The 10,940-nt window shown below is 65.6% G+C and carries 20 protein-coding genes; 8 read left to right on the top strand and 12 right to left on the bottom strand.

What is annotated here, in order from left to right; genetic code table 11:
• Nucleotides 1–61: 61 nt before the first annotated feature.
• From ASD10_RS13255 to ASD10_RS13240, 5 genes are all read right to left on the bottom strand, one after another.
• Nucleotides 62–394 carry a hypothetical protein gene (locus ASD10_RS13255; protein WP_157432596.1) on the bottom strand — a complete coding sequence of 111 codons (333 nt, stop codon included), beginning with the start codon at nt 392–394 and terminating at the stop codon, nt 62–64.
• Nucleotides 394–564, bottom strand: a complete 171-nt coding sequence (locus ASD10_RS18860; RefSeq protein WP_157432595.1) for a hypothetical protein — start codon at nt 562–564, stop codon at nt 394–396. The genes ASD10_RS13255 and ASD10_RS18860 overlap by 1 nt, the downstream gene beginning before the upstream one ends.
• 72 nt (nt 565–636) lie before the next feature.
• A complete protein-coding gene (locus ASD10_RS13250) occupies nt 637–1,617 on the bottom strand; it encodes a RelA/SpoT domain-containing protein (protein WP_162248857.1) in 981 nt (326 codons plus the stop codon).
• Nucleotides 1,562–2,383, bottom strand: coding sequence for a hypothetical protein (locus ASD10_RS19075; protein ID WP_162248856.1), 822 nt, complete (start codon nt 2,381–2,383; stop codon nt 1,562–1,564). The genes ASD10_RS13250 and ASD10_RS19075 overlap by 56 nt, the downstream gene beginning before the upstream one ends.
• Nucleotides 2,384–2,395: 12 nt before the next feature.
• The gene (locus ASD10_RS13240; protein ID WP_056609164.1) at nt 2,396–2,635 is read right to left on the bottom strand and encodes a hypothetical protein; all 240 of its coding nucleotides are present in this window, start codon (nt 2,633–2,635) and stop codon (nt 2,396–2,398) included.
• 104 nt (nt 2,636–2,739) lie between these two features.
• Between ASD10_RS13240 and ASD10_RS13235 the strand changes: the two genes are divergently transcribed.
• Nucleotides 2,740–3,267, top strand: coding sequence for a hypothetical protein (locus tag ASD10_RS13235; protein ID WP_056609162.1), 528 nt, complete (start codon nt 2,740–2,742; stop codon nt 3,265–3,267).
• Nucleotides 3,268–3,398: 131 nt separating this feature from the next.
• Here ASD10_RS13235 and ASD10_RS18855 read toward each other — a convergent pair whose 3' ends face one another.
• Together ASD10_RS18855 and ASD10_RS13230 are read right to left on the bottom strand one after the other, a co-directional pair.
• Nucleotides 3,399–3,899: a hypothetical protein gene (locus tag ASD10_RS18855; RefSeq protein WP_157432594.1), complete on the bottom strand. Its 501-nt coding sequence runs from the start codon at nt 3,897–3,899 to the stop codon at nt 3,399–3,401.
• The gene (locus ASD10_RS13230; RefSeq protein ID WP_056609160.1) at nt 3,892–4,641 is read right to left on the bottom strand and encodes a hypothetical protein; all 750 of its coding nucleotides are present in this window, start codon (nt 4,639–4,641) and stop codon (nt 3,892–3,894) included. The genes ASD10_RS18855 and ASD10_RS13230 overlap by 8 nt, the downstream gene beginning before the upstream one ends.
• 221 nt (nt 4,642–4,862) lie before the next feature.
• On the opposite strand from ASD10_RS13230, the gene ASD10_RS13225 reads away from it, so the two are divergent.
• Together ASD10_RS13225 and ASD10_RS19225 are read left to right on the top strand one after the other, a co-directional pair.
• On the top strand, nt 4,863–5,036 hold the full coding sequence (locus ASD10_RS13225; protein WP_200938270.1) for a hypothetical protein: 174 nt from the start codon (nt 4,863–4,865) through the stop codon (nt 5,034–5,036).
• Nucleotides 5,033–5,620, top strand: a complete 588-nt coding sequence (locus ASD10_RS19225; RefSeq protein ID WP_200938269.1) for a hypothetical protein — start codon at nt 5,033–5,035, stop codon at nt 5,618–5,620. The genes ASD10_RS13225 and ASD10_RS19225 overlap by 4 nt, the downstream gene beginning before the upstream one ends.
• Before the next feature lie 368 nt (nt 5,621–5,988).
• Here the strand turns inward: ASD10_RS19225 and ASD10_RS13215 are convergent, their stop codons facing one another.
• The 4 genes from ASD10_RS13215 to ASD10_RS18845 form a co-directional block, all read right to left on the bottom strand.
• On the bottom strand, nt 5,989–6,327 hold the full coding sequence (locus ASD10_RS13215) for a hypothetical protein (protein WP_056609156.1): 339 nt from the start codon (nt 6,325–6,327) through the stop codon (nt 5,989–5,991).
• A gap of 27 nt (nt 6,328–6,354) precedes the next feature.
• Nucleotides 6,355–6,564, bottom strand: coding sequence for a hypothetical protein (locus tag ASD10_RS18850; protein ID WP_157432593.1), 210 nt, complete (start codon nt 6,562–6,564; stop codon nt 6,355–6,357).
• Between the two features lie 144 nt (nt 6,565–6,708).
• Nucleotides 6,709–7,008 (bottom strand): hypothetical protein, encoded by a 300-nt coding sequence (locus ASD10_RS13205; protein WP_056609153.1) that lies wholly within the window; start codon nt 7,006–7,008, stop codon nt 6,709–6,711.
• A gap of 210 nt (nt 7,009–7,218) precedes the next feature.
• The gene (locus tag ASD10_RS18845; RefSeq protein ID WP_157432592.1) at nt 7,219–7,380 is read right to left on the bottom strand and encodes a hypothetical protein; all 162 of its coding nucleotides are present in this window, start codon (nt 7,378–7,380) and stop codon (nt 7,219–7,221) included.
• 114 nt (nt 7,381–7,494) lie between these two features.
• On the opposite strand from ASD10_RS18845, the gene ASD10_RS18840 reads away from it, so the two are divergent.
• Entirely contained in the window at nt 7,495–7,944 is a 450-nt protein-coding gene (locus tag ASD10_RS18840) for a hypothetical protein (RefSeq protein ID WP_157432591.1), read from the top strand.
• A gap of 7 nt (nt 7,945–7,951) precedes the next feature.
• Here the strand turns inward: ASD10_RS18840 and ASD10_RS13195 are convergent, their stop codons facing one another.
• Nucleotides 7,952–8,659 (bottom strand): hypothetical protein, encoded by a 708-nt coding sequence (locus ASD10_RS13195; RefSeq protein WP_056609148.1) that lies wholly within the window; start codon nt 8,657–8,659, stop codon nt 7,952–7,954.
• Nucleotides 8,660–8,744: 85 nt separating this feature from the next.
• Here ASD10_RS13195 and ASD10_RS13190 point away from each other — a divergent pair, with 85 nt between their 5' ends.
• From ASD10_RS13190 to ASD10_RS13175, 4 genes are read left to right on the top strand one after another with little or no spacing between them, the layout of a single operon-like run.
• Complete coding sequence (locus tag ASD10_RS13190) at nt 8,745–8,915, top strand: hypothetical protein (RefSeq protein WP_157432590.1); 171 nt, start codon at nt 8,745–8,747, stop codon at nt 8,913–8,915.
• 13 nt (nt 8,916–8,928) lie between these two features.
• On the top strand, nt 8,929–9,108 hold the full coding sequence (locus ASD10_RS13185) for a hypothetical protein (RefSeq protein WP_056609143.1): 180 nt from the start codon (nt 8,929–8,931) through the stop codon (nt 9,106–9,108).
• A 12-nt stretch (nt 9,109–9,120) separates the two neighbouring features.
• Entirely contained in the window at nt 9,121–9,348 is a 228-nt protein-coding gene (locus tag ASD10_RS13180; protein ID WP_157432589.1) for a DUF4192 family protein, read from the top strand.
• Between the two features lie 55 nt (nt 9,349–9,403).
• Complete coding sequence (locus ASD10_RS13175) at nt 9,404–10,882, top strand: glutamate-cysteine ligase family protein (protein WP_056609140.1); 1,479 nt, start codon at nt 9,404–9,406, stop codon at nt 10,880–10,882.
• Nucleotides 10,883–10,940: the final 58 nt, after the last annotated feature.

Here is a 10,940-nt window from a genome sequence, read left to right as displayed (position 1 = left end):
CGTTCGTCGCGCACGACCCCTCCGATCTCACCAACGTGTTTCCCTGCCAACGACATTCGGCTCAGCGCAGCGAGTATGCGGCGCCGCCGGCGTTGCGCCAGACCTGGTCGGCTTCGGTCACTAGGACGTCGTGGTGGGCGCCGTTGCTGGCCAGGACGAGCAGATGCGCGGCCGCGAGGTTCTTGGGGTTGGCCATGGGGCTGCCGAGGTAGCCGCCGAGCAGGGTGCCGGCGGTCTTGGCGAGCAGGTCGGTGTGTTCGCCGGCGAGGTCGCGCAGCGTTGCGATGGCGTCGACGACTGGGGTGTCGTCGGAGGCGAGGCGGCCGGCGGTGCCCTGCAGGGCGACCTCGAGCGCGACCACGGGGTCGAGGGCGCGGCCGTTGCGTAATCCCATCAGACGGCTCGGACGTACAGGAGCTGCCAGCCGTCGGGGATCTGGCCGTCGAGGTCGGCGCGGGCGTCGTCGTGGGTGGGGCCGGTGCCGATGATGTCGCGGTGCTCGAGGTCGTCGACGTTCTTCGCGCCGTCGGCGGGGCGGGTGCGGATGGTGGCGGTGAGCTGCAAAGGACAGAGGCTAGGTTGGCGGGACGACAGAACGCCCCCGCCCGATAGGGCGGGAGCTTTGCTGCGCGTCACTCAGGTGCCGATGGTCTGCCGGACGAGGCGCCTGAAAACCTCGGTATCTGCGTAGTAGTTAGGAAACGCTCGTCGCAGTGACGACGCGGCTTCGACGGATACAAGAACGACGTCGGCTCCGGGGGTGCTGGTGCTGTCGAGCTCCTTGCGCGCGTAGGCATCCGTTGCTTCTTCGAGGTTAGCGAACGAGGTGGTGGTCAGGTAGGCCTCGTCTTCAGTTACGTCGAGCTGCAGCATGTAGAACTTTCCAGCCCCAGTAGAGGACGTTTCGCTGTCGATCGACTGGAGCGTGTCGTTGTACGCCCACAGCTTGTTATCGACGTCCAGTTCGCGGCCCAGTCTCCGGACCTCGGCTCGCAACTCCCTCTGAGATGCAGGAGTGCCGGGCACGGGGGGTGTTCCTTCGACATACGCGATTCTGGAGCTCATCAATGCGAAGAAGCGGAGCCACTCGGCCTCGCCCTTGCTGGACTTGAGCGACTGCCTAGTGAACATTCCCACTGTCTCGACGGCCGTGGCCCAGGCATGCTGAAGACGGGTTCTGATCTGCACCTCGATTGAGAGGCCGTTGTACGTCGTCATCCGGTCGCTGAAATATCGGTAGACAAGATGATGACTTCGATACCCGCTCGACTGCGGCCGCAAGATGTAGTCGTCTTCCCGGTGGAGTCTGTGCTTGTGCTTGCTGGTCTTGAAAAGATCGACGACCTGATCTACGGCCGCTATGTTCGTGAGGACGCCTCGGCATCCACCGATGTCGTGCATGCGGGCAAAGTCCATCGCTGGCTTGTCCTCGAGCTTTGCAACGATGGACGTCAAGCGCTTCAGTCTCTGAGCTACCAGAGGTCCCTCCTCAACTAGGGCGACTTTCCGGCGAAGACTCACCTGCATCGTGTTGAGCGGGAAGCTGTGCGAGGCACGCCAGTTATTGATGACGAGTAACGCTTCGTCTCGATCCGAAGCGGATGCGTTCTTGTTCATGAACGCTTTTGCCGCTCGATTGACCTCGCCTTTTGTGTGCTGCGGTGTGGCCCAAGTCATGCCCCGACGATAATGCATACAGGGTGTCATTCTGGGAGAGATGCAGCGGCTCGTCGTAGAACTGCCACCAGGAGCGCTGCAGGATGTTGCCGGAGTCGGGTGCCGGACGGCCCTGGTAGAGGGCGTTCCAGGAGCGTGAGCCGACCTCGCGCTTCTTCTTTTCCCAGTCGGCCAGCTTGCGGCCGCGCGCGGACAGCATGTACTCGCCGGGCTGGCGGCCGAGGATGTCGGTCTCGCACTTCTCGGGGTCGTGGTCGGCCTGGGCGGGGATGTTGATGACCCGCCACCCATCGCCTTCTTCGGCGAGCCAACCGGCCATGTCGTCGTCGCGCCACCGGGTCTGGATGATGACGACTGGGGCGCCGGCGCCGGCGCCGAGTCGGGGTAGGGCGACCTCGGTCCAGAAGTCGCGGACGGTGGTCTGCCAGGCGGAGGAGTCGGCCTGCTCGGCGTTCTTGTACGGGTCGTCGATGATCAGCAGGTCGACGGGGCGTGAGGTGAGGGAGCCGTTGATGCCGCAGCAGTAGACCGAGCCGCCGGCGCCGAGGAGGGCCCAGTCGTGTTTGGCGCGGGTGGAGGGGTCGAGGGTCAGGCCGAGCTCGAGGTGCGACATGACGCCTTCGCGGATGAGCCGACCCCACCTAGTGGCGATGCCGTGCTCGAACGAGACGATCGCGATGCGCAGGTTCGGGTTGCGGTGCAGCATCCACAGCGGCAACTAGCGTGACGTCCGCTGGCTCTTGCCCTCCTGGGGTGGCATCGACAGGATCAGGCGTTCGCAGTCGCCGTTGGCGACGTCGACGAGGGCGGCGTCGATGGCGTCGAGCGCGGGGGTCTGCACGGTTGTGGGGTCGAGGGAGGCGGCCATCTGGCCGGGGGTCTCCCAGTTGCCGGTCGGGTCGTCGAAGTAGCGCAGCGCCGAGTTGATGATGGCGTCGGTGTCGGTGGCCAGCGTCATGGTCCACTACCTCGGTTCGGTGACAGGGCGTCATGTCGTACCCGGCTGCCACTCTGGATGGGTGAGCCCGGTCACATCGGCCGGCGACGACGAAGGGGAATCAGATGGCTGGCGAGATTATTCGGGGCGGCGACATCGCGCCCGGGCAGGGAACTGCGGACAGGGCCGATGCAGCGGCGAAAGCCGAGGCCGCTGAGGTCGATGCCCCGGAGGACGAGGTCGACCCTAACGAGGAGCTCGAGTACGTCAGCGTCGTTCGCGACGCTGACGTACTGCTGTCGTTCACCGTGCGCATGATGGAAAAGCTGGACACTGGTGACGGCCCGACCTCGTCGATGTCTTTGACGATCAACGTGCCGGGTGGAGTCATCAGCGGTCAGCTCATCGCGCGACACCGGTGGGTAGAGCAGATCCAGGCAGCGATGATGGCGGCCGACGCGCAGACCGGCAAGGCGTTCGGTGAGGCGTTCGAGGAGCTGAAGCCGCCGGCGGACGCGAAGCCGAACTTCCTGCACCTGCAGAATGCCCACTACGTGAGCGGCGGAAGCGCGTCGGCTGGGGACGGGTTCCTCTGGCGTGGGCGGATCAGCGATGTGAGCGGCTGGTCCTTCACTCAGGCCGTACCGCAGTAGCCCCTGGAACGACGGAAGCCCCGGCCGGATCGGCTGGGGCTTCTGGCTGTGGAGACACTTCTCCCGCCGGGGCTAGTGTGCACCATGGCTAGGCGTTGCGGCAAGCGGTGGTGGTACATGGGTGTCCGGGGCTACGGAAGCGTCTCGCCGAGATGGTAGAGCCGGCCGTCGGGGTTACGACGCCATCTTGTTCCAGACGCATCTGTAAATTCAATGCCAACAGGGAGGTCGGAAGCGCGTCTGTCACTCTTTCCCGCGACCTCATGCACCGCCATCGTGATCGCTGAGAAGACTCCGATTTCAGAGGGCGGAACGACGGGACGGTCGGCAACTGAGACGATTCCTTGCTCCGCCTCGATCCAGCACGTCACATCGTTCACAGGGACCTCTGATGCGTTGCGGATGATGACGAACTGTTGCTTCGCTCGACCGGAGCCTGCCTGGGCCGGATTGGTGCCGATCCAGGCAGCGACGAGGGACGCCTGAGCGCGTTCGTCGCTGTCGCGTAGCCGCTTCTCGATCCGCGACTCCTTGAGGTAGGCGCGGTAAGCCAGGATTGCTGCAGTGGCGGCAAAGATCATCGCGGCGAACGTCGACCACGCTTCGAGCAATGCAACCTGGTGATCAGTCACTGTCTTCGCCTATCGCCGCGTCTTTAGATCGCGCTTCCTCGACCTTCTGAATCATCGCCTCGTGCGCCTCCTGAGCGGATCGGCGACGTGCGCGGATCTCTTCCACCGGCTCTGTTGCGACGTGCAACGGCCCGCTACTCATCGCGGCCGATCCCTTGAGGGTCTTGCTGATCTCACGAAGTGCCTTCGCGGCGTGATGGATGTTGTAGGTCTCGGAGAACATCAGACTGCTAAAGACATCGAGATCCTGTACAGATTTCTCGATCCACTTGTGCCCGTGGCCGTCGCTGTACGAGACAGTGAACGTGAACTTTTTCGGAAGGTCGGTGCCCTGCCGTTCGTTCATCATGTCGAACCACGTGCGGAGTTCCCACTTCGGAGGCATGAGAGGAGTCGCCTCGTTGAAGAATCTCGAATTCTCGAGCTCGTGGCCCTCAACTTCTCTTGCACGTGCCAGGGGAGGATCAACCGATATCCGAACGTCATGGGCTGGTCCGGCACCTGCGTTGCGCACCAGAATCTCGATTGCGTTGAAGATTGTCGGGCTGGGCTCGAGAGTGACCATGACGTACGGCCGGCTCTGATCCAGGCGTGTCCCGCGCGAGATGAATAGCTGCCACGCGGCAATGCCGGCGGCGATAGCGGTGATGACCAGCGCTCCCGAAGTCGCAAGCACGCCGACGACGTCCCAGGTGTCGTTGGTCAGCCCCAGGATTTCGGGGGGCGGGGCTTCGGGCGGCATGCGAGGACGCTACCCGACCTCGGCGTCAGGTTGTTCGTCTTCGTCGTTCTCAACGCGGATGTGGTCGGCGAGCAGTCCGATTGTCGACGGGTCTCATGTCTGCCGACACTTCACGCACGTCCCGCGAGGACAATCGAGTTCAGTGGCCCCGAATTGTCTAGAGCGACTTGACTTGAAGTGTCTAGTGGACCTAGACTAATCTTATGAAGCGTAGGGACCTCATGAAGAAGATCGCCGAACATGCGAAGGTCGAGGGCCTTGACGTCGTTCTCACCGAAGGTGGCCAGCACACCAAGGTCGTCGTCGGTGATCGCCGTACCGTCGTCCCCCGCCACAACGAAGTCAACGAGATCACCGCCAAGCAGATCCTCAAGCAGATCGGAGTCACACCATGAAGGTCACCGCCCAGGCCCGGCGCACGGGCGACTGGTGGGCCGTCGAGGTCCCCGAGGTCGACGGCGTGTTCACCCAGGCTAAGCGCCTCGACCAGGTCCCGGAGGTTGTAGCTGACGCGGTCGCCCTGCTCGAGGACGTGGCCCCTTCCGCCGTCGAAGTGCAGGTTGTCCCAGTGGTTCCTGACGCGGTAGCGGCAGCTCTAATGCTGGCTAAGCAGCACCGAGAAGAAGCCGAGGCTCTGAACGTCGAGGCGTCGACGATCGTGCGACAGACGGCGCTGGATTTAACGGGTCTCGGGTACTCAATGCGCGACATCGGCGTGGTGCTGGGCGTCTCACACCAACGTGTGGCACAACTGTTGACCCCGCGCCCGATGACGATCAAGGAGGCAGGCGATGCCGCGACTCGGGCAATGAACCGGTCGGTAACGAAGAAGACGCGGGGGAACGTCCGCTCGACCCACAAGCACGTAGTCAAGAAGGGCGGATCGAAGACGTCGGCGGCCGCGGCGCTGTCTCAGGTGCCGAAGAAGAGCGGCTCGCGATCGGTGGCTGCGAAAGCATCGCGTCAACCAAAGGCGTAGACGTTCCGCATAGGCAAATCTGTTGACTCGTCCGGAATGGCGGTTAGTTTGACCGTAATCGGGGGATCCACGAGGGAAGGTACAGAGCATGGCTACGAAGGACGAGGCACAGCAGGCAATCTTGGACGCGATCGTGCGGATGGCGCCGAAGACGGAACAGACGTTGGGTGTGCTCCGACTGGCGGAGGCTTACGCCTATGCCGCTGATCCGCACCAGTCTCACGGCGGTTCGGCACACGTCAGCTCGAAGTAGATCCTGAACGACGGAAGCCCCTGACCTGGTGGTCGGGGGCTTCTGGCGTTAGAGACACTTCTCCCGCCATGGCCAATCTTGGAGTATCGAACCCCCTTCGTTCAAGCGGTTTCGGTCAGGAGGTCGCGTCCCTACCAAACGTAATGCTCTTGGCCTGCTCGTTGACGCGGTCGATCGCGCTCTGATGAAGCTTCCGCAAGTTGGCAGCGTCGACGCTGATCTCGCCCAACCACTGGTCGAGCTCGACGACGTTGTCCTTGAAGGATTCGACCGGCACCGAGATGGTGATCGAGCCGCTACCTTCCTCGAGGTCGAGCTCGAGGCCCCTCCTGTGTGCAGCTTCGACGTCGAATGGGTCGAGGTTGCGGCTGAGGTGGATGTCTACGTCCACCCAGGAAAGGCGTCCGATCTGAGGGCGGACGTTGGCGAAGCCGATGGTCTCGAGGTCAGTCATGGCAGGGGAGCCTACCGACGGCGGGGGTCAGCCTGTCGCCGATGTTTCCTCGTCTTCGTGGTTCTCGACCCGGATGTGGTCGGCGAGCAGCCCGATTGTAGACGGGTCCCACGTCTGCCGGCAGTCCATGCACGTCCCGGTGTGGTGGTCGAGGCGGATCCGCAGGCCACCCTTGACGCCGCACAGCGGGCAGGTGTTGTTGGGCCGCCAGGCGGGGGAGTCCCACCCGGTCAGCACGCGGGCGCGGACCCACCAGCCGCGGACGTCGGACTCGATGACTTGGTGGGTGTGATGGTCGGTCCCGGCTGCGAGGGCGCCGAGGTGGCGCAGTGCGGCGATGGTGTCGCGTTGGGTGTCGGGCCGGTCGCCGAGGCGGGTGAGCTAGGCGAAGACGCCGTGCTCGATGTCAGTAGCGGCGTCGATCGCGTCGAGGCGGGCCGACGGCTTGGAGGCGAACGACCGCTGTCCGCCCTCGGTCGATCCGCTGGCCTCGACGGTGGCCCAGAGCTGTTCGAGCAACGGGGGCGACGTGGTGCGATGCCGCTGGGTGACGAACGTGGTGCTGCCGTCGGGGTTGCGCTGCGAGGACAGGTAGGCCTCGCCGTGGCGGGTGGCGTCGCAGAGAGCTGAGACGTAGTCGATGAGGTCTGTAAGGGGGTCGACGGCCTCGCCGCGCGCCAACGATCTCGGAGGGGGCCTGGTGGGCGACAGGGTGCACAACGCGCATGGTTCGCGCGCGCGGAAGCTGCGGGGCCGCGGTGGTCGGCGTCCCGGTGTCACCGAGATGGCGGGAGACAAGGCCGGCCAAAGCGCGGCGTTGGGTGCAGGTCGGGCACGCGCACATGCTGCGGGGGAGGTCGGACCAGGAGCAGAGATCGTCGTTAGTCATGGTCAGTGTTCTCCTCGGATCAGGTGGGGGTCGCGTTCAAGATCGAGATCGGCGTGACTGGGCTGCTCGAGCATCAGCCAGCCAGGGGCGCATAGGCGCGGCTCGTCGCGGACGGCCTTCGTCTTGGCGCAGTTGGCGCCGTCGCAGTGGATCAGGTTGCTCATTGCGTAGTCTTCTTCGTGCTCTTGCCTGTGCGATGCTTCGTGTCCATGGGATGTGCATCGGATCCGTCATGGCAGGACTGGTTGATTGCCGCGCTCTCCGGCACGCTCGGGTCAGTGATCGCACTGGGCGGGCTGTTTGGCGTATACCGCCTCACGCAGAGATCGGAGCGCCAGCGCGCCTCAGAGATCCGTCGGTCTGAGTCAGTCGTAGGAGTGCTCAAGGCGTCGGCCGCGCTTGCACGCCCCCTCGCCAAGCCTGACCGAAACGCGTCACTGCAACGCGTGAAGGAGATCGACGCCCTCGCGGATGCGTTTATCCTGTTCGCAGCTCGCGAGATGCGCGAACACTTCAAGGTCGCAAGGTGGGCAATATCGGTTCGCGATTCGCTGGGTACAAGCGCCACAAACCTCGCGAACGAGAACGACCCAGACGCTCGAGAAGCCATCACAGATGCGACTTCGGCGCTGGCGGTTGACGCAACTGCAGCGCTCATCCTCTGGCTGAGCGATCCGAAGTTCGAGGCGTTCCAGACGCCAGAAGAAGTTAGCGCTGCCGACGTGTAGCTTGCGCTCACGAGGCCATCACCCCGACCGCGTCCGGGTTCGACGCGAGCACCGCGGTCAGGTCGCGCTTCACGATCGGCCGCGTGTTCTCCGCCCACGCCTCGACCACCACGGTCTGCACCCGGGAGTCGGCACCGAACTCGCCGGTCAGCGCGGCCAGTACCGCCTCGAGCATGCTGGCGAACGACCGCTGGATGACACCAGCGACCAGGCGGCCCTGGTCTTCCGCCGGGCGCATCATGTGCTCGGCGACACCGGACTTGGTGCACGAGTCAATGACGGCGATCAAATGCTTCCGCTCGTCGCGCAGCAGCTGGTACCAGATCGACGGCTTCGCCTCGTACGTCGCGCTGCGGTCCTCGCCGCCGATCTTGCGGCGGGTCTGGCCCCAGCCGAGCTCGTTGACCTTGAGGTCGCCGACCTGGGACTCGAAGAACGCGATCCACCCGTGTGTGCGGGCCAGCTCGGCGAGCAGGGACTCCGCGGGGCCCATCTCGATGGGCGTGCCGTACTTCGCGGCTTCCTGTTTCGCGATGGCGACCTGGGCGGACTTGTTGTGCGAGGGGGTCTTGCCGCCGTGGAGCTTGCAGCGGCCGTGGCCGGCGTGGCCTGTGCCCCAGCCGGCGGGCCGGCGGCACTTCCCGGGCTTGCCCTTAGAGAGCTTGCCGTTGCACTTGCCGGGCTCGTCAGGGAACAGCTGGTCGTCGTCAGGCATCGCTGACACCGCCTGCCTGACCTGCGGAGCCGGTACGGTCGTCGCACGAGAGCGCGCGGTGGGCGTCGCTGGGACGGAGGTCTGCGTGCTGTGGCTCTGGGTGCCTGCCGCGTTGCTGCTCTTCGTCATGGCTGGGGTTCAGTTCCATCGACTGGCGCGCGGACGCACACCTCGCAACGACCGCTTCATGATGGTGGCTGCTGTGCTCATGGCCATCATCACGGTGCTGCTCTACGGCGAGATACTCACCGCCTGACACACTCGGGTGCATGCTGCTAGTCGTGGTTGCCGTCGGGTCGCTGCTGTACGCGGTCGTCTTCGGTGCCGTGTGGTGGAGGGTCAAGGACTCGCCGGGCCGAGGCGCTGTCTTCTGGCGGACGTTCGTGGGCCAGACCTGGTTTTTCGCCGCGGCGATGTTCGTCGCGTGCATTGCGGGCTGGCTGTTCTGATTGGGCGTGCTCATGGTTGCCCGTCCTTCCCGGCGGTACGGGCTGGCGACGACGACGCCGTTCGCGGCGTGGCTGACCGGCGACGGGGCCCAGGCGCTGATCGCGGTCGAGCGGGCCCTGGACGCCGACCCCTGCTACCCGATGGCGCGCATCGTCCTCGACGTCCTCGAGCAGGGGGTGTCGCCCGTGCACTGGACCGGCTTCGGCGAGGGCGTCGGACGCGGGTCCGACGACAAGTAGCCGCTGTCGTCCGCGGCCCTCGGCGCGGTGGTCCCCGCAGCCCTAGGCTGTCGTCATGGGACAGGACGTCGACGCACGTGAGTTCAGTCGCGAGGACCGCACCCTCTATCGGGCCAAGGTCCGCAGGTGCCTCGACGTGTTCGCCCGCATGCTGGGCGAGCACGACTTCAGCGTCGGGCACCCGCAGGTCGGCATCGAGATCGAGTTCAACCTCGTGGACGGCCGCGGCGAGCCGGCGATGAAGAACGCCGAGGCGCTCGAGGCCATCGCCGATCCCGACTTCCAGACCGAGCTGGGGCTGTTCAACGTCGAGATCAACGTGCCGCCGTCGCGGATCGACGGCACGGGGCTCGAGACGCTGCAGGCGGCCCTGCGCGACGACCTCAACGCGGCGCAGCAGAAGGCCGCGGGCGTCGACGCGCACCTGCTCATGATCGGCATCCTGCCGACGCTCCAGGACGGGCACTTCAGCCGCGAGGCGATCTCGGCCAACCCGCGCTACCACCTGCTGTCCGAGCAGATCCTGGCCGCGCGCGGCGAGGACATCGAGATCCTGATCGACGGGGTCGACCGCCTCGACACGACGGCCGACACGATCATCCCCGAGGCGGCCTGCACCAGCACGCAGCTGCACCTTCAGGTCGAGCCGGAGGACTTCGCCACGACGTGGAACGCCGCGCAGGCCATCGCGGCCGTGCAGGTTGCCGTGGGCGCCAACTCCCCGTTCCTGCTCGGACGGCAGCTGTGGCACGAGACGCGCATCGCCCTGTTCGAGCAGGCCACCGACACCCGCAGCGAGGAGCTGAAGGCTCAGGGCGTCCGTCCGCGCGTGTTCTTCGGCGAGCGGTGGATCACGTCGGTGTTCGACCTGTTCGAGGAGAACAGCCGCTACTTCCCGGCCCTGCTGCCGATCGTCGACGACGAGGACCCCGTCGCCGAGCTCGAGGCGGGTCGCGTCCCCAACCTCGCCGAGCTGCGGCTCCACAACGGCACGGTCTACCGCTGGAACCGGCCGATCTACGACGTCGCCGACGGACGCCCGCACCTGCGCATCGAGAACCGCCTGCTGCCGGCCGGCCCGACGGTCGTCGACACGATGGCCAACGCGGCGCTGTTCTACGGGCTCGTCAAGGTGCTCGGCGCGAGCGAGCGGCCCGTGTGGTCGCAGCTGTCGTTCCGCGCGGCCGAGGACAACTTCCACCAGGCCGCCCGCGACGGCATCGACGCCGAGATCTACTGGCCCGGCGTGGGGCACGTCGCCGTCCGCGAGCTCGTGCTGCGTCAGCTGCTGCCGCTGGCCCACACGGGGCTGACCCAGCTCGGCGTGGACGACGACGTCCGCACGCACCTGCTGGGGGTCATCGAGCAGCGCTGCATCACGGGCCGCAACGGCGCCACGTGGCTGATCGAGGAGTTCGCCCACCACAGCGCGTCGGTGGACGGCCGCGCCGAGGCGATGCGCCTGACGACGGTGGAGTACGAGCGCCACATGCACGACGGTGCTCCGGTGCACGAGTGGCCGACCCGGTCCTGAGAGGACCCTGAGATGCCGGCCCTTGGCCGGGCGTGACACACTGGACGGAGAGGTTGAC

The organism is Aeromicrobium sp. Root472D3, assembly GCF_001426485.1.
GTDB lineage: Bacteria > Actinomycetota > Actinomycetes > Propionibacteriales > Nocardioidaceae > Aeromicrobium.
The sequence above is the reverse complement of the archived record's forward strand: the minus strand, read 5'-3'. Positions and strand labels throughout refer to the sequence as shown.

Coding starts and splice junctions, on each gene's coding strand:
- ASD10_RS13215 (WP_056609156.1), bottom strand. CDS start 6,327: ATGACTGACCTCGAGACCATCGGCTTCGCCAACGTCCGCCCTCAGATC.
- ASD10_RS13185 (WP_056609143.1), top strand. CDS start 8,929: ATGCTGCTAGTCGTGGTTGCCGTCGGGTCGCTGCTGTACGCGGTCGTC.
- ASD10_RS19225 (WP_200938269.1), top strand. CDS start 5,033: ATGAAGGTCACCGCCCAGGCCCGGCGCACGGGCGACTGGTGGGCCGTC.
- ASD10_RS18845 (WP_157432592.1), bottom strand. CDS start 7,380: ATGAGCAACCTGATCCACTGCGACGGCGCCAACTGCGCCAAGACGAAG.
- ASD10_RS13225 (WP_200938270.1), top strand. CDS start 4,863: ATGAAGAAGATCGCCGAACATGCGAAGGTCGAGGGCCTTGACGTCGTT.
- ASD10_RS13180 (WP_157432589.1), top strand. CDS start 9,121: ATGGTTGCCCGTCCTTCCCGGCGGTACGGGCTGGCGACGACGACGCCG.
- ASD10_RS13255 (WP_157432596.1), bottom strand. CDS start 394: ATGGGATTACGCAACGGCCGCGCCCTCGACCCCGTGGTCGCGCTCGAG.
- ASD10_RS13195 (WP_056609148.1), bottom strand. CDS start 8,659: ATGCCTGACGACGACCAGCTGTTCCCTGACGAGCCCGGCAAGTGCAAC.
- ASD10_RS19075 (WP_162248856.1), bottom strand. CDS start 2,383: ATGCTGCACCGCAACCCGAACCTGCGCATCGCGATCGTCTCGTTCGAG.
- ASD10_RS13250 (WP_162248857.1), bottom strand. CDS start 1,617: ATGAACAAGAACGCATCCGCTTCGGATCGAGACGAAGCGTTACTCGTC.
- ASD10_RS13230 (WP_056609160.1), bottom strand. CDS start 4,641: ATGCCGCCCGAAGCCCCGCCCCCCGAAATCCTGGGGCTGACCAACGAC.
- ASD10_RS13240 (WP_056609164.1), bottom strand. CDS start 2,635: ATGACGCTGGCCACCGACACCGACGCCATCATCAACTCGGCGCTGCGC.
- ASD10_RS13235 (WP_056609162.1), top strand. CDS start 2,740: ATGGCTGGCGAGATTATTCGGGGCGGCGACATCGCGCCCGGGCAGGGA.
- ASD10_RS13175 (WP_056609140.1), top strand. CDS start 9,404: ATGGGACAGGACGTCGACGCACGTGAGTTCAGTCGCGAGGACCGCACC.